This window comes from Opitutaceae bacterium TAV5 (assembly GCA_000242935.3).
Taxonomy (GTDB): Bacteria; Verrucomicrobiota; Verrucomicrobiia; order Opitutales; family Opitutaceae; genus Geminisphaera.
On record CP007053.1, the window covers coordinates 2849188 to 2864148 of the forward strand.

A 14961-nucleotide genomic window follows, 5' to 3' on the forward strand; every position below is an offset into this window, starting at 1 on the left:
AGATCTACGCCCCGGCGCTCAGCACGTAACGGAGCGAGTAACGTTTGGCGGTGAGGCGGTAGCGCTCGAGGGTGTCGGGGCCGCAACTGGCCGTGCCGAGGCCGCGGTGGGCGGCGTCGAGGTAGAGGATCGTTTCCGGGCGCGGCGCCAGTTCGTGCGCGTGTTTGGCGGCGTAGAGGTCCTCGACGGCATAGTGCGTGGCGTTGAACTCGAAGAGCGGCGCAGCCTCGATGCGCAAGGCCGGCAGGCGGCTGCGCTTCGCAGTGGCGGCGAGTTCGAGCCAGCGCACGTCCGTGTGGTGGCCGTGTTCCTGCGGCATCACGTAGTCGACGTATTCGCCGGTGACGGTGTTTTCATACACGCCGACGAGCGTGGAGGCGCGGCGGTCGTTGTAGTTTTCCCACGGACCGCGTCCGAAATACGCGAGGGCTTCGTAGCCGGGCACGAGATCGAGGCGAATGCCGGCACGGGCAAGATCGGTCACATCGGCGCCGGAGAACACGATGTCGTTGTCCACCGCGAGCGTGCCGTCGGCGTGCAGCGTGTAGCGGTGGGTGTGCGTGCAGTCGGCCCAGCGGTCGCGCGCGGTGGCGTTGTGCGCGAGCGTCACGGTGACGGAGCCGTCGGCGTTGATGGCGTGGCTGAAGGCGTTTTTCGCGGCGGGGCGGTGCTGGAGCGGGCTCTTGAGGAGGCCGAGTTTGTGCCAGCGGCCGAGCACCTTGTTGTCCTGGCCGGACCAGAGTTTGATGCCGTCGTTGTCGGTGGCAGCGCGGTTGAGTTCGACGAGCGGGGCGCGGGCAAGGACTTCAACGCCGCGGATGCGCAGCGAGGCGAGCGTGCTCGTGGCGCGGTCGAACTGCGCGGCGGTGTCGCCGGCGATAAGGAGCAGGCCGCCGGCCGTTTCTTCGGTGAGGACACTCGCCGAAGAAGCGGAGTTTGGCGTTTGGGGTTTAGTGTCTGGAGTTTTGGCCGGCGCGGCGATCTCGGTCAGCGCGAGTTGCTGCCAGGCGATTTCGTGGCCGCGTTTGGCGTAGAGCGTGTCCTTGCCGGTGGCGAACCACACGTTGAGATGCGCCTCGGTGTCGGCGGGCAGCTTGCCGGTGGCGAGCGTGATCTCCTTCGACTCGCCGGGGGCGAGGTTGAGGGCCGGGAGGGCGGCCTGTTTGGCGAGTTCGCCGTCGAGAAGGAGTTCCCAGGAGCCCTTGAGCCAGCCGAGAGCCGTAAAATCCTGGTCGTTGCGGATGCGGATGCGGGCGGTGCCGGCCCTGGCGTTGAGCGCGACGAGTTCGATGGAGACGGGCTGCGCGAGGTGCTTGTGCTCCCACATGGCGGGGTGCGGGTGGCGGTCGGCGGAGACGAGGCCGTCGCACACGAAGTTGGCGTCGTTGGGCGTGTCGCCGAAATCGCCGCCGTAGGCAAACCATTCGCGTCCGTCTGTCGTTTTCTGGCGGATACCATGGTCGAGCCACTCCCAGATGAAGCCGCCCTGGACGCCGGGCTTGGTCCTGAAGGTGTGGAAGTAGTCGGAGAGCGAGCCGTTGGAGTTGCCCATGGCGTGCGAGTATTCGCAGAGGATGAGCGGACGCTGGAGCGGGTGGACGGGCGTGTGCGGGACGAGGCCCGGACGGCAGTCCTTGCGGTAGGCGGCGCGCTGCTTCTCGAGGGCGGCAGCCGCGGCGGCGTCGATCCAGGGGGCGGAGTGCTTTTCCGGCTTGTAGTGGCGGGTGCAGAGGTCGCTCCAGGCTTCGATCTCCGCGATGCTGGCGTACATCGGGCAGATGAGATCGGTGACGGCGGAGCCGTGTTCGTAACAGGAACGCGACTGGTAGGAGATGCCGCCTTCGTAATGGAGGATGCGGGTGGGATCGTACGCGCGGATCCAGCCGGCGGCGGCATCGTGGTTGGCGCCGTGGCCGGATTCGTTGCCGAGAGACCAGGCGATGATGGCGGGGTGGTTTTTGTCGCGGATGACCATGCGCATGGGGCGGTCGAGCCAGGGGGTGGCGTAGCGCGGGTCGTGGCAGAGCTGGTTGTGGAAATCGTGCGATTCGATGTTGGCCTCGTCGATGACGTAGAGGCCGAACCGGTCGCAAAGGTCGAGCCAGCGCGGATCGTTGGGGTAGTGCGAGGTGCGGACGGCGTTGAAGTTGAACTGCTTCATCAGCGTGACGTCGCGGACGAGCGTCTCGTACGGCACGGCCTTGCCGAAATCGGGGTGGTGGTCGTGGCGGTTGACGCCCTTGATGAGGACGCGCTTGCCATTGATGAGGAGGTCGCGTCCGGAAATCTCGACGCGCCGGAAGCCGATGCGGATGGCGGCGTGTTCCTCGCCCTGCGGGGTCCTGATGCTGACGAGGACGGTGTAGAGCGCGGGGTCTTCGTGCGACCAGGGGCGCAGGCGGGCGGGCGGGATTTTTTCTTCGAAGCGGGCGATGTGACGGGCGAGATTCAGGCCGCTGCGGGCGAAGATGACGGGCTGTTGTAACGATTTTTTGAATACCGGTTTACCGGCGGGATCGAGGAGCTGGAGGGTGACGGTGGCATCGTCCCGGAGGTCGCCGGTCCAGGCGAGGCGGGCGTCGAGCTGGAGGGTGGCGGTGCGGTTGCCTTCGTGGAGCGTGGGGATGGCGTGGATATCGGCGAGGTGGATGCGCGGGGTCGCGTAGAGGAACACTTCGCGGTGCAGGCCGGAGAGCCACCACATGTCCTGGTCTTCGATAAAGGACGCGTCGGACCACTTGATGACGACGGCGAGCAGTTCGTTGTCCTGGCCGGCGGGACGGAGAGCGGGGGTGAGGTCGAATTCGGCGGGGAGGCGGGAATCCTTGCTCAGGCCGATGGCGGTGCCGTTGAGGTAGACGGCGAGCACGCTGTCGGCGCCGCCGAAGTGGGCGACAACGCGCTGGTTTTTCCAGGCAGCGGGGGTTTTGAAGGTTTTGCGGAAGATAGCGGAGGGGTTTTTTTCGGGGACGTGCGGAGGCTCGTCGCGGAAGGGCATCTGGACGTTGGTATAGTGGGGCTTGCCGTGGCCCTGGACTTCGAGGCTGCCGGGGACGGTGATGGCGGACCAGCCGGCGGCGTCGGCGGAGGCGGACGGGGAGCCGGTGGCCCGGGTGGTGTGGTCGTCGATGAAGCGCTGGGCGTCGGCGGGCGTGGGCTCGATGCGGAGCTGCCATTCGCCGTCGAGATTGAGGCGGCGGGGGTGCTTGGGCGCGGCGGCATTCCCGGGTTCGAGGAGCGCGAGGGCCTGTCTGGCCGTGGCGCAGGCGTGGAACGTGGCGCGCGGCGCGAGTTTGTTGAGGGAGGTGAGCTCGGGAGTTTCCCAGGCGCGGATGAGGCCGTTTTTGAGCATGGCGGTGTGAAGGAGATGAAAGGATGACTTGCGAATGCGGGGAGACGCAAAAAAACGAAGCAGCCAGCCAGATACGAAGTCCGGCTGGCTGGCCAGCCTGAAAGGGGCGAACGCGTCGGGAGGAGATGAGGAGGCGGTGCGATATCCGGGACTTCCCGATCGCCTCCGGTTTCCGGAATGGGCAATTTTCAGGAAGCTGACCTTCTGTCCGCGAGACCACCACGGGTTTTTATCCGCCCGGGCCTCGGGTGATCTTTCGGAGAGAAAGCCGGTTGGCAGCGTGATCGCGGCAGGCCATGCATGCCTTTTGGATTGCAGTCTTTCCGGGCCAAAACTTACTCGAAGCCGATACATGAAGCGGAACTTTTGGCAGAACGTTGGCCCATTGGGGCACACCGAATTTTCCAGCGTATTGAAGGCCAGAAAGTCCCTGTAGTTCAATGGATAGAACAGCCGTTTCCTAAACGGTTAATCCGGGTTCGATTCCCGGCGGGGGCACCAGGTTTCCGCCGGGCACTCACAGGCCAGGTTGCCGTATTCCGGGTTTTGTGGTTACGCGTAAACACCGCCGCCGAGAAGGCGAGGTCCCTCATGGAGGGCGAGAATCTGGCCGCTGGCGAGGCCGCGCTGTGGCGTTGCGAAGCGGACCCGCGCCGTGCCTTCGCCCGATCCGGGTGTCGGGATCAACGCGATCGGGACGCGCGGGTCGCGGTAACGGACACGGCCTTCGAGCGCGAAGGCGGGCGCGTTCGTTTGACCGGTGGTATCGTCTGCCGCGGCGAGCGGTCCGGAGGCGGCAGGGAGGACGGGAGCGAGGCCGCCGGGTGTGTTCCATTGCAGCGAATGGATGCGGACTTCGTTCTGGAAAAGGCCGGGAGCGTCGGGAGCGTCAAAGGCAACGAGGAGGGCATTGTCCGCGGACCGTTTGCCGGTGACGACGTAGGCCTTGTTGTCGGTGTTGGACGGGATGCCGATGCCCTTGCGCTGGCCCATCGTGAAGTAGTGCAGGCCGCGGTGTTCGCCGAGCACGCGGCCGTCAGTCGCGCGGATGATCGGGCCGGGCTGGTCGGGGACGTACTGGCGGAGGAAATCCTGCATTTTCACTTCGCCGATGAAGCAGATGCCCTGGCTGTCTTTCTTGTCGGCGGTGGCGAGCCCGGCTTCGCGGGCGAGGCGGCGGAGCCCGGGTTTTTCGATGTCGCCGATCGGGAAACGGGCGTCGGCGAGCTGTTCCTGGGAGAGGAGGGCGAGGAAATAGGACTGGTCCTTGTTGCCGTCGGCGCCTTCGTGGAGCGCCCAGCCGGCGGCGTCCGGCAGCGCCACACGGCGGGCGTAGTGGCCGGTGGCGACAGCCGTGAAACCGTGGTCGCGGGCCCAGGCGCGGAACACGCCGAACTTGATCTCGCGGTTGCACATCACGTCGGGATTGGGCGTGAGGCCGCGGCGGTATCCGTCGAGCAGATACGCGACGACGCGTTCGCGGTACTCCTCCATGAGGTTGACGACGCGGAAGGGGATGTCGAGCTGGTCGGCGACGCGGCGGGCATCCTCGATGTCCTGCTGCCAGGGGCAGTGGCCGATGATGTTGTCCTCGTTGATCCAGTTTTTCATGTAGGCGCCCTCGATCGGGACGCCGGCGCGCTTGAGCAGGAGCGCGGCCACGGAGCTGTCCACGCCGCCTGACATGGCGACGAGGACTTTTCCGGAGGATTCGGGCTGGGGCGCGGATGCTGTCATTTCGCGCCGCCGCTCCAGTTGAGCTTGGTGCGGACGACGGCGAAGTGGGAGTAGTCGGCGCGTTGCACGAGTTTGAGCCGGCGGGTGGAAAGCGAGATGTCGACGGGTTCGCCGGAGGGTGCGGAGTTGAGGGGACGGCCGTCCACGGTGACCGTGAGGCGCGAGGAAGGGTCGCGGTTGATGACGCGCAGGCAGACCTTGTGATGAAAGATAATGGAGCGGTTGCTGAGCGTGTGCGGGCAGATGGGCGTCATCGCAAAGACTTCGGCGCCGGGGTGGATGAGCGGACCGCCGGCGGAGAGGTTGTAGGCCGTGGAGCCGGTGGGCGTGGAGATGATCAGGCCGTCGCAGAGATAGTTGGTGACGAGTTCGCCGTCGGCCTCGACGCCGAGGGTGACGATGCGGGAGTTGCTGGCTTCCTTGATGAGGATGTCGTTGAGCGCGGTGGCGTGGCATTCGTCGCCGATGCAGCAGGCGAGAAGCGAGCGCGAGGCGAGGGTGTAGCCGCCGGCGAGCAAGGCGGGGAAGGAGACGCGGGCTTCGTCGGCGGAAAAGGTGGTGAGAAAACCGAGCGTGCCGCGGTTGACGCCGATGACGGGGACGTCGTGCGTGGCGGCCTCGCTGACGACGCCGAGCAGGGTGCCGTCGCCGCCGATGACGCAGCAGGCATCCTGGCCGGCGAGGTAGCCGGCGGGGAGCGGGTGCGCGGCGGTCTCGATGGTGGCGACGCCGGCGTCGCGCGCGATCGCGACGAGATCGGCGGCCAGTTCGTGCGCGCCGGGTTTTTGTTCGTTGATGACGAAGGCGAGCTTGCGGATGGGCCTCATGGCGATGGCGGATGGTTGGCGGATGCGGCGGACACGTTTTCTCCCGGCAGGGTGCGGAGGGAAGGGGCGGGAGCGCAAGCCGTCGTTGGCTGGCATGAGCCATGCTGTTGTAAAAGGCCATGAGCATCATGAAACAACAAACCTGCTGAAACGGGGTCGGGGCCGCCGACCGGCTGGCCGGCGACGGCGGGGATGTCGCACGCTGTCCGGGTGACAACGGCGGTATCAGGCAAACGCCCGATTGCTTTTCGGGCGGGTTTGAGAGATACTCGGGCGTTCTTTGATGACGCTCGTGATCAGCCGGGAGACCTGGGGCAATGATGTCCGAAGTCTCCATCTGATCATGAACACCACCAATAGCACGTTCGCTTCGGCAGCGTTGCCGGGGCTGGCAGCACGCAGGAATGCGCGCCGTCCGGTCCGGGGTATGCTGCCAGGCGATACCGCCACGGCCGCCCAGGCCGCGCGCCTTACACAGGCGCTGGGCCGGTGGGTGCCTGCGAATCAGTGGCGCAAGGCCGCAAGGTCTTACGTTACTGGCTGAACAAAGAAAATAACGCCGCCCGGGAGACTTCGGTTTTCCGGGCGGTCTCCATTTACGGGGAGGGGAAGTTTGAAGTTGGTAGTTGGAATTTTGCAGTTGGTCTTCGGCTGCGCAGCCCGCTCCTCGCCGCTACCGGGGATCGGAGACCAACTCCAAATTTCAAACTGCCAACTACCAACATCCAACTTCCCCGGCCTCGGCCGGCCCTTCATGCCGCCAGCCAGGCGGCGACGGCGCCGAGCGCGGCCAGGAAAAGGCCGGCGAGGAGCGCGTAGAGGCCCCATTTCAGCGGTTTGGCCAGAGCGATGAGCAGGCCGCCGACCAGTACGCCCACGCAAACCAGCACCAGCCAGTGCGGGTAGGCGCGGAGCGATTCGAAGGAAAGGAGCGGCGTGTCCATCGTCGGGGGAAAATGCCGAAAGCCTGAAAAGCGGAAAGACTGAAAGGCAGGGACCGGAAACCGAAGTGATGTTGATGGAGCGGCGGCATTCCTGCCGCTGCCGCTGCGACGAGGCGCGACAGCGCCTCGCCGTCTCAACGGGGTGCCTCTCGATTGCCCATGTTTTCCCCCTCCACTTCCCTTCCCCCCTTCTCTTCTCTCACCTTGCCTCCCCCTCCGATCCGGCGACGCTTCGCGTCGTCTGCAGCGGCAGGAATGCCGCCGCTCCGTCAATCCCGGTCCTCCGATTTTCCGGCTTTCCGACCTGCCGGCTTCTTCCCTGAATCCCGCCATGCGTTCCAAACCGATTCCCGGCTCTACCGGAGAAGTGCTCACGTGCCTGCCGTCGCCTTACCTGCCGCATCCCGCCACCGGGCTGTTGTACCTGCCGCGTTTCCTGGCCAAGTGCCGGTATGTGAAGGCGCACGGGGCGCTTCCCGCCAGCTATGCGAAAAATTACAAGCGCGGCATGGACCGGTTCTTGTGCCTGCACCTCGGCATCGATCCGGCGGCGGTGGAGAAGATCGTTTTCGAATCCGGAACCGACGGGCAGGCGGAGGCGCGTCTGCGCGAACTGCTGCCGGCCGACGTGCGCGCCGCAAAGTGGAATCGCGAACTGGTGCAGAAAGGCATGACACCCGCCGGGCGCGATTTTCTGAAAGAGGCGCTCACCAACATGGGCTGCGCCGACCGCGTGGACGAAATCATCAGCGTGCCCGACCTGATCGACTTCGACGAAGGCCGCATCGACTGAACGTGCCACGCCGGTGGCACGGGCATCTTGCCCGTGGACGGCGCGAAGCGCCGCCTCTGTCCGGCGCGAAACACGGGCAGGATGCCTGCGCCACGCGGAGAGGCAACGTTCACGGGCTGGAAGCCCGTGCCACGCCGGGCTCTCTCCAAACACCGGCTTTGACGCGCGGCCTCCGACGCGTTTCCTGTGCGGCATGAAGAAAGGCCAGCGCGTCGTCTGCATCAATGACACCTTCTCCGAATTTATCCGGGCCGTTTACACCGACCTCCCGGTGAAGGGGAAAACCTACACCATCCGCGAGGTCTTTCTGGGCCGCGAAAAGATCGTGAAGGGCGGCGACAGCGCGACCGTCGGACTGCTGCTCGAGGAGCTGCACAATCCGCCCGATCCGTTTCACCAGGGCGGGCAGGAACTCGGTTTCACGTCCGAGCGTTTTGCCCCGCTGGAAGAGCTTCCGGACGAGGAAGCCCGCGCCGAGGCCGAAGGCGAACTCGTGGAAGCGGGGTCCGGCCACAGCGGGTTCTGGAACAACTGAGGGGGGCGGCGAGCCGCGTGGCGGCAGGCCTCGACTTTTCCTGCCGGAAAAGTGCCTGCCGGGACGCGGGCGAGATGCCGTCAGCGTTTGGCGTAGCTGCGAACGCAAGTTCGCAGGCTCCGGAGAGGAGGCGATTGCCTGCGAACTTGCGTTCGCAGCTACAGCACGCCCCTTGCCGCGTCGGTCATGCGCGGCAGAAACGAAAACAGCCGCGTCGGTCATGCGCGGCAGAAACGAAAACAGCCGCTCCGGTGAGGGAGCGGCTGTGACTGAACAAGAGAATGTCAGCGACGAACGCTGATTACTTCTTCTTGGCGACGGCCTTCTTGGCAGGGGCCTTCTTGACGACGGCTTTCTTGGCGGGCGCCTTCTTGGCGACGACCTTCTTGGCGGGCGCTTTTTTGGCGACTGCTTTCTTTGCGGGCGCCTTCTTGGCGGCCGGTTTCTTTACCGTCTTGGTGGCTTTGGCCATGGTTGTTGCTCCTGTATGTTGTGGGTTGTTCTGATAAACGCCGCGCGGAAATTTTTCCGTTCGGGCCCACCGAGTGGGTTTCGGCGGACAGCAGCAGCTTCAACGTCCGTGGTTTAATTGCAAGTGCGCAGTAAAACTTCTTGTCAGGATTTTTAACGGTGCTTTCCGGGCCTGTTTCGCATGTACCCGAAATTCGGATACGAAGGGGCGCGACAGAACGGAGGGACGGCGGCATTCCGCCAGCGGGATGGAGTGAATAACCTGCGGACAACTCCTCGCAACTTCCGTTTGCCAACCGGCCTGTTCGCGGCGAACGTGCGCCGTCCATGAGCGACGTATGCAAGATCCCTTTACCGGCCGAAACACCCGTTTGCGCGGAGCCGCGCTCCCCGGCGCCGCCGGCTGCGCCGCTCTTCAGGACGATCACGAGCGACGACTGGAAGCACTCGCTCGCCTCCGCGCGGCAGCGGCGGCAGTCGGCATCGCAACGGATCCGGACGACGATCTCGTCCTCTTCCCCGAAGACGAGCTGAGCCTGTTGCGCGGCGCCGATCCGCTCTGGGCGGAGATGGCGGCGGCGGTGGATGCGTTTCGCGCCCTCCTGCCGGTGGTGCCGCTGGAGGTGTTCGGTTTTCCCGAGGGAACGGACGACCCGGTGGGCGACGGCAGCCCGCGCCTGCGCCGGATCGGCAGCGGGGTGGAGGCGTCGGCGTTCGAGGCGGAGGACGGCTCGATCTACAAGTTTTTCCTGCCCCGCGAGGAGGGCCGCGTGGGCGGCAGCTTCGTTTTCGGCAGGGGCAACGAACAGGCGCAGGAACCGGCGTTGCTGGCGGAAGCGTGTCTGGGGAGCTATGGCGACCTGTTCGAAAAGCTCCGGCTCATCCTGGCGCTCGACGGCATGCCGACGGAGGTGGTCGGTGTGACGCCCGAGGGGGTGGTCATCACCAAGCAGGCGCTCGGCGACCGGTTGCCGGAGGGAACGGATACATCGGCGATGCTGCCGGCGGCCCTGTTGCCGATTCCGGCGCGGTTTCTGCGGGCGCATCGCGATCATCCGCGGCTGTTTTTTCATGGCGGGCGCGCCTGGCTGGTGGCCGACCTGCATGCGAAAAATCTGGTGCGGGCAGCCGACGGCGCGTGGCGGGTGATCGACCTGCTGGCCGCACCCTGGCCGATGGAGCTGGCCGCCCGTGAACCGCTGATGGCCGACTGGCTGGCGCGCGTGCAGCTCGATCCTGCCGCCGGGTTGCTGCGCGGAGCGGACGACGCGGAATTGTGAAACGGTGCGCCCGCGAATGGCGTTTGAAGCGGCATTCTGCAAACGGGCGCACGTGAAGTGCGCCCCTACGATGGGATCGGAAATTTCAGGACATCGCCACTGGGCAACCGCCGTCACTTGATACCGGCGCGGGCGTCGGTGGCGACGATGTGGCGCTGGAACCAGCGGAAAAACACGATGACGGGCAACGTCGCCATCACGGCGCAGGCGAGGATGTCGCCCCACCGGACGGGCGGTTGCGTGAAGAGGTTGGCGAGGCTGATCTGCACGGTGCGCGTCTCCTCGCGCGTGGCGATCATCAGCGGCCAGAGAAAATCACCCCAATGGACGAGCAGGTCGAGCACCACGACCGTTGCCAGCGCGGGCCGGATCGAGGGCAGCGCCACGCACCGGAACTGTTTCCAGGCGCCCGCGCCGTCGATCACGGCGGCTTCCTCCAGCGCCACCGGCACGGAGAGGAAATGCTGGCGGAGGAAATAGATGTTAAACGCCTTGGCGAGGAACGGCACGGTGAGGCCGGCCATCGCGGCCGCATGGCCGCCGGTCAGCCCGAGATCGCGGGCGGTGAAAAACATCGGCACGGCGAGCACCTCGACCGGCAGGATAATGAGGATGACCACGCCGGCAAAAAGCAGTTCGCGTCCGCGAAACTCCATCCGGGCAAACGCGTAGGCGGCGAGGGCGTTGACGAACAGACCGACGCCGCCGATGATGATCACTTGCAACGCGGAGTTGACGAGCGCCCGGCCGAGCGCGGCGCGCCGCCAGGCGTCGGCGTAGTGGGCAAGCGTCCAGCCGCCGGCTTCGAACCAGGCGCCGGGGCCGGTCCGGAAAATCTGCGACTCCTCGCGCAGCGAGGCCGCCGCCATCCAGAGCAGCGGTGCGAGAAAGAGGAGCGCGACGCAAACGCTGGCGAACCAGGTCCAGGCGAGACGGAAACGGGGGCCGCCATCGCGAGGGCGGTGAGGTTGGTTCTGGCGGGCGGTTTTCATTCGCGTTCCTCCCGTGTGGAGCGGCGTTGCAGCCAGGTGAGCCCGCCGACCAGCAGCAGGAACAGAAATGCCGCCGCGCAGGCGCGGCCGAGGTTCTGGCTGACGAACGTCATTTCGTAAACCGACTGGATGAGCGACAGCGTGCTGTTGCCCGGCCCGCCGCGCGTCATCAGGTACGGCTGCACGAAAATCCGGAACGCGAGGATGATCGTCACCGTGACGACGAACACGATCGTGTTGCGCATGGAGGGCACGATCACGTGCCACACGCGCTGCCACGCGCCCGCGCCGTCGATGCGGGCGGCTTCGAGCAGCTCCTTCGGCACGGACTGGAGGCCGGCGAGGAATACCATCATCTGCAACCCCGTGCCTTGCCAGATGGACATGAACGCGATGGCCGGCAGCGCCAGTGCCGGATCGCGCAGCCACGCCTGCGGCGGCAGGCCGGCGAGGCCGAGCGCCGCGTTGACGAGGCCGGTCTCGATGCCGCCACCCGCGCCGGTCTGCGCCGGCTGGTAGAGCAGCGTCCACAACACCGCGAGCACGGGCATGGCGACGATGGTCGGCACGAAGAACACGGCGCGCAGCCACCGCCACGCCGGTTCGGGGCGGTTGACCCAGAGGGCGAGGAAAAACGCCAGCACCGTTTGCAGCGGCACGACGAGCGCGGCGAAGAGGAGGGTGTTGCCGAAGGCGCGCAGGAAACGGGCGTCGCCGAGCAGGTCGGCGAAGTTGCCGAAGCCGATGCCGCGGGCGCGTTCGGGCGCGAGCAGATCGGCGTCGGTGAAACTCCAGTAGCCGGCGCGCAGCATCGGCCAGACGACGAAGAGGGCGAGCAACGCCAGCGCCGGGGCGAGAAACCAAGGCGCGGCGCGGCCGCGGGCGCGTTGCCAGGCGGTCACGGGCGGACCTCCTTTCGGATCGGAGCGGATGCCTCACCCGCGTCACCCCGTTCAGGGTCTTTCGGCCGCGGGCGTGCCGCGCCGCGGCGGTCGATCACGCGCTGGATTTCGTCCTCGGCCTGGCGCAGGCGGGCGGCGACATCGGCGCCGCGCGAGATGTCGCGCAGGGCGGCGGCGAAACGCTGGGTGAGCGTGGCGTAGAAGGGTGTGCGCGGACGCGCCCGCGCCGTCGTTTCCAGTTGTCGGCGGAAAAGCGAGTAGGGAGGCGTTTCGTATTCGGGAAACGCGGCGAAGGCGGAGCGGCGGCCGGGCACGGCGCCGTTGGCGCGCACGATCGGCTCCACGCCGTGCCGCGGATCGGTGACCCGGCGCAGCCAGAGCGCGGCGAGTTCCGGATCGCGGGCGTGCGAGGAAATGCCCCAGCACCAGCTCCCGCAGGGCGCGGCGGGTTTCGCACCGGCACGCGGCAGCGGCATGACGCCGAGCCGGTCGCCCTTGCGCTCAAGGTGCGTGCGCGCCATCCAGTGGCCGCTCCAGTCCATGGCGACCTTGCCGTTGCCGAAGGGATCGGGATCGACGGGATCGGTGGCCGCGAAGTTTTGGGTAAAAAGCTGCTGCCAGCCTTGCAGGCTGCGGACGTTGGCGTCGCTGGCGAGCACGCCGCGCACGCGGGAGCGAGCGTTGTGGCCGGCGGGGGCGGGGCCAGCCTCCGCACCGGTTGTCGTTTCAGTTTCGATCAGCGTGCCGCCGCCGCTCCAGACGACGGGGCTGAAGGCGTAGGTGAACCATTCGTCGGAGCTGTCGTCCATGTGGAGCGCGAGCGGCTCGATGCCGGCATCGCGGAGGCGGCGGCAGGCGGCGAGAAATTCGTCCCACGTCCAGCCGGCGCTGTCGGGCGGCGGCGGGATGACGCCGGCGCGGGCGAGCAGTTCGCGGTCGTAGTAGAGCACGACGGCCGAATCGAACGCGCCGAGCGCGTACAGTTTTCCGTCGATCGTGCCCTGTTCGAGAAGCGTGGGCAGGAAATCGGCGCGGGTCGCGTCGTCGATCCACGCATCGAGCGGCGCGAGCAGGCCGGCATCGACGAGCCGGGCGACGAGCGGGCCGTCCATGTCGAAGACATCGGGCAGGTCGCGGGCGGCGGCGGCGATGGCGAGTTTTTCCGTGTACTGGAAGTCGGGGAAAAACGCGATTTCCACGCGGATGCCGCGCGCGGCGTGAGCGGCGTTGAACGCCTCCGCGATGGCGCGCATGGCCCGGTTTTCGGCTTCCTGCCCCTGATGCGACCACACGCGGATGACGCGTTCATCGTCGTCGGCGGGCGCGCGGCGGCAGCCCGAAACCGAAGTCACCACGGACAAAAGAACGATCGCCACGCCGGTCAGCGCCGCGATCCGTAGATGCAGGCGGGGGGGTTGCATTGCTGTTACCGGGAAGCCATCCGGCGGACATTGCAATGCCCGATGACAGATCGGGGGAATTTTTTCAAAGGAGCGGCGCTCCGTCAGGCGCACGCATCGAGCGCGGCGTCGAGAGCCTGTTGATCGAGATGCACGCCGATGAACACCAGTTCCTGGCGGCGGTCGCCGTGCGGCGGCTCCCAGAGGGCGCGGATCGTGGCGGGCAGTTTCTCTTCGGTGATCTGTCCGCGCTCGACGAGCGTGGCGGCCCAGGGGCGCAGGTATTCGATGCGCGCGATACGGCCGGCGGCGGAGAGAAACGCCATTTCATCGTTTTTTTCCTTCGCCCAGAAAAAACCTTTGGCGCGCAACAGGCCGGGGATGCCGTCGCGCCCGATCAGCGCACAGACGGCGTCAGCGGAGAGTGGCCGGCGGCGCGTGTACAGGCAGGTCATAATGCCGAAACGCGCGGCGTGATCACCGGCGCCGGCGGAGCGCGGACTGGCCGGCGTGGAGCCGGACGCGGAGGTGACGACGGGCGCGGTGCGGGCAGTGCGGCGGCGGAGATTGGCCTCGCCGAGGGTATTCAGGTTCTGAATCCACGCCGCACTTTTCAGCGAGACCTGCGGATCGAAACGGGACGCGCCGGGCCAGAATCCGGGCCCAAGGCGGGCTTCGCGGGCCGGGTGGATTTCGGCGCGCGGGTTGAGGCCGGCCAGCAGGGCGGTGACGGTGGCCAGCTCGCCGGCGGAGACGAGATCGGTCTTGTTGACGACGATGACATCGGCGCACTCGGCCTGCTCCACCATGAGCTGGAAGACCGGCGTGTCGCCGCCGGCGGCATCGGAAGCGGGCGGGGTGTCCGCAACCACTCTTTCTCGTTCTCCTTCTCTTTCTCGTTCTCCGGATTGTGGTCTTTCCCGTTCTCGTTCTCCTGCCTGCGTTCCGGGGCGTCTTGCGAGTTCCGGAGCAGGAGAATGATCAGGAGAAAGAGAAGGAGGACGAATCCGGACCGGAGAAAGAGAACGAGCAGGAGAAGGAGAACGATTCCCATCGGAAGCGGGCGAGGTGTCCGCCGGCTGCCGCCAGCCGGCGAGGAAACGGGCGGCGTCCACGACGGTGACGAGCGCGTGCAGGCGGGCGAACTCGCCGAGGGTGCGGCCAAATTCGTTGGGACGCAGAAACAGGTCGGCGAGGGGGCGCGGGGTGGCGACGCCGGAGCATTCGACGACGATGTGGTCGTAGCGCCCGGAGGCGGCGAGTTCGGCGACGGTTTCGGCAAGCTGGTCGCGCACGGAGCAGCAGACACAGCCGTTGGTGAGTTCGATCATGCGCGCGGCGGACGCGACAGCGTGGCCGGGCAGCGCCTCGCGGAGGAGCGCGGCGTCGAGATTGAGAGCACCGACGTCGTTGACGACCAGCGCCACACGCAGCCCGTGCGGTGCGGAGACCAGGCGGGTGAGGAGCGTGGTTTTTCCTGCGCCGAGGAAGCCGGATACGATCGTGACCGGCGGCAGCCGGGCGGGATCGGTTTCGACGGGAGGAATCAGCGATGGCATGGTGGCAACACCAGCAGATGCACCGGGAAGAGGAGAGGCAAACAAACGCGTCCGTTTCTGCGGATGTGGCTCGGCTTGAGGAAGGAGGGCGGCGCGGGAGCGCCGGTCACCACAGGCAGGGACGCCTGTGGCTGCGGTTTGCGCGTAGCGGCATGCCTCCGTGTGGTTC

13 protein-coding genes and 1 tRNA gene are annotated in these 14961 nt (G+C 66.7%); 5 read left to right on the forward strand and 9 right to left on the reverse strand.

Annotated elements, in window-relative coordinates; translation table 11 throughout:
- Nucleotides 1-4 precede the first annotated feature (4 nt).
- Nucleotides 5-3352 (reverse strand): beta-galactosidase, encoded by a 3348-nt coding sequence (locus OPIT5_12450; GenBank protein AHF90897.1) that lies wholly within the window; start codon nucleotides 3350-3352, stop codon nucleotides 5-7.
- A 426-nt stretch (nucleotides 3353-3778) separates the two neighbouring features.
- On the opposite strand from OPIT5_12450, the gene OPIT5_12455 reads away from it, so the two are divergent.
- A tRNA-Arg gene (locus tag OPIT5_12455) sits at nucleotides 3779-3853 on the forward strand.
- A 51-nt stretch (nucleotides 3854-3904) separates the two neighbouring features.
- Here OPIT5_12455 and OPIT5_12460 read toward each other — a convergent pair.
- Together OPIT5_12460 and OPIT5_12465 are read right to left on the reverse strand one after the other, a co-directional pair.
- On the reverse strand, nucleotides 3905-5089 hold the full coding sequence (locus tag OPIT5_12460) for a thiouridylase (GenBank protein AHF90898.1): 1185 nt from the start codon (nucleotides 5087-5089) through the stop codon (nucleotides 3905-3907).
- Nucleotides 5086-5916, reverse strand: a complete 831-nt coding sequence (locus OPIT5_12465; protein AHF90899.1) for an NAD+ kinase — start codon at nucleotides 5914-5916, stop codon at nucleotides 5086-5088. Before OPIT5_12465 ends, OPIT5_12460 begins: the two co-directional genes overlap by 4 nt.
- Before the next feature lie 283 nt (nucleotides 5917-6199).
- Here OPIT5_12465 and OPIT5_12470 point away from each other — a divergent pair, with 283 nt between their 5' ends.
- Entirely contained in the window at nucleotides 6200-6460 is a 261-nt protein-coding gene (locus OPIT5_12470) for a hypothetical protein (GenBank protein ID AHF90900.1), read from the forward strand.
- A 208-nt stretch (nucleotides 6461-6668) separates the two neighbouring features.
- Here the strand turns inward: OPIT5_12470 and OPIT5_12475 are convergent, their stop codons facing one another.
- Nucleotides 6669-6860, reverse strand: coding sequence for a hypothetical protein (locus tag OPIT5_12475; protein AHF90901.1), 192 nt, complete (start codon nucleotides 6858-6860; stop codon nucleotides 6669-6671).
- A 331-nt stretch (nucleotides 6861-7191) separates the two neighbouring features.
- Between OPIT5_12475 and OPIT5_12480 the strand changes: the two genes are divergently transcribed.
- Entirely contained in the window at nucleotides 7192-7653 is a 462-nt protein-coding gene (locus OPIT5_12480; protein AHF90902.1) for a hypothetical protein, read from the forward strand.
- A gap of 193 nt (nucleotides 7654-7846) precedes the next feature.
- Entirely contained in the window at nucleotides 7847-8188 is a 342-nt protein-coding gene (locus tag OPIT5_12485; protein AHF90903.1) for a hypothetical protein, read from the forward strand.
- 301 nt (nucleotides 8189-8489) lie between these two features.
- Here OPIT5_12485 and OPIT5_12490 read toward each other — a convergent pair whose 3' ends face one another.
- Nucleotides 8490-8660, reverse strand: coding sequence for a histone H1-like protein (locus OPIT5_12490; protein ID AHF90904.1), 171 nt, complete (start codon nucleotides 8658-8660; stop codon nucleotides 8490-8492).
- A gap of 337 nt (nucleotides 8661-8997) precedes the next feature.
- On the opposite strand from OPIT5_12490, the gene OPIT5_12495 reads away from it, so the two are divergent.
- A complete protein-coding gene (locus OPIT5_12495) occupies nucleotides 8998-9939 on the forward strand; it encodes a hypothetical protein (protein ID AHF90905.1) in 942 nt (313 codons plus the stop codon).
- 113 nt (nucleotides 9940-10052) lie between these two features.
- On the opposite strand, the gene OPIT5_12500 is transcribed toward OPIT5_12495, so the two are convergent.
- From OPIT5_12500 to OPIT5_12515, 4 genes are all read right to left on the reverse strand, one after another.
- Nucleotides 10053-10931 (reverse strand): ABC transporter permease, encoded by an 879-nt coding sequence (locus OPIT5_12500; protein AHF90906.1) that lies wholly within the window; start codon nucleotides 10929-10931, stop codon nucleotides 10053-10055.
- Nucleotides 10928-11833: an ABC transporter permease gene (locus tag OPIT5_12505; protein AHF90907.1), complete on the reverse strand. Its 906-nt coding sequence runs from the start codon at nucleotides 11831-11833 to the stop codon at nucleotides 10928-10930. Before OPIT5_12505 ends, OPIT5_12500 begins: the two co-directional genes overlap by 4 nt.
- Nucleotides 11830-13254, reverse strand: a complete 1425-nt coding sequence (locus OPIT5_12510; protein AHF90908.1) for an ABC transporter substrate-binding protein — start codon at nucleotides 13252-13254, stop codon at nucleotides 11830-11832. Before OPIT5_12510 ends, OPIT5_12505 begins: the two co-directional genes overlap by 4 nt.
- Before the next feature lie 83 nt (nucleotides 13255-13337).
- The gene (locus OPIT5_12515; protein ID AHF90909.1) at nucleotides 13338-14792 is read right to left on the reverse strand and encodes a cobalamin biosynthesis protein P47K; all 1455 of its coding nucleotides are present in this window, start codon (nucleotides 14790-14792) and stop codon (nucleotides 13338-13340) included.
- Nucleotides 14793-14961: the final 169 nt, after the last annotated feature.

Bases quoted from the DNA above. Each gene is read 5' to 3' on its own strand.
- OPIT5_12475 (AHF90901.1), bottom strand. From the start codon at position 6,860: ATGGACACGCCGCTCCTTTCCTTCGAATCGCTCCGCGCCTACCCGCAC.
- OPIT5_12490 (AHF90904.1), bottom strand. From the start codon at position 8,660: ATGGCCAAAGCCACCAAGACGGTAAAGAAACCGGCCGCCAAGAAGGCG.
- OPIT5_12450 (AHF90897.1), bottom strand. From the start codon at position 3,352: ATGCTCAAAAACGGCCTCATCCGCGCCTGGGAAACTCCCGAGCTCACC.
- OPIT5_12485 (AHF90903.1), top strand. From the start codon at position 7,847: ATGAAGAAAGGCCAGCGCGTCGTCTGCATCAATGACACCTTCTCCGAA.
- OPIT5_12500 (AHF90906.1), bottom strand. From the start codon at position 10,931: ATGAAAACCGCCCGCCAGAACCAACCTCACCGCCCTCGCGATGGCGGC.
- OPIT5_12510 (AHF90908.1), bottom strand. From the start codon at position 13,254: ATGCAACCCCCCCGCCTGCATCTACGGATCGCGGCGCTGACCGGCGTG.
- OPIT5_12515 (AHF90909.1), bottom strand. From the start codon at position 14,792: ATGCCATCGCTGATTCCTCCCGTCGAAACCGATCCCGCCCGGCTGCCG.
- OPIT5_12480 (AHF90902.1), top strand. From the start codon at position 7,192: ATGCGTTCCAAACCGATTCCCGGCTCTACCGGAGAAGTGCTCACGTGC.
- OPIT5_12495 (AHF90905.1), top strand. From the start codon at position 8,998: ATGCAAGATCCCTTTACCGGCCGAAACACCCGTTTGCGCGGAGCCGCG.
- OPIT5_12465 (AHF90899.1), bottom strand. From the start codon at position 5,916: ATGAGGCCCATCCGCAAGCTCGCCTTCGTCATCAACGAACAAAAACCC.
- OPIT5_12470 (AHF90900.1), top strand. From the start codon at position 6,200: ATGACGCTCGTGATCAGCCGGGAGACCTGGGGCAATGATGTCCGAAGT.
- OPIT5_12460 (AHF90898.1), bottom strand. From the start codon at position 5,089: ATGACAGCATCCGCGCCCCAGCCCGAATCCTCCGGAAAAGTCCTCGTC.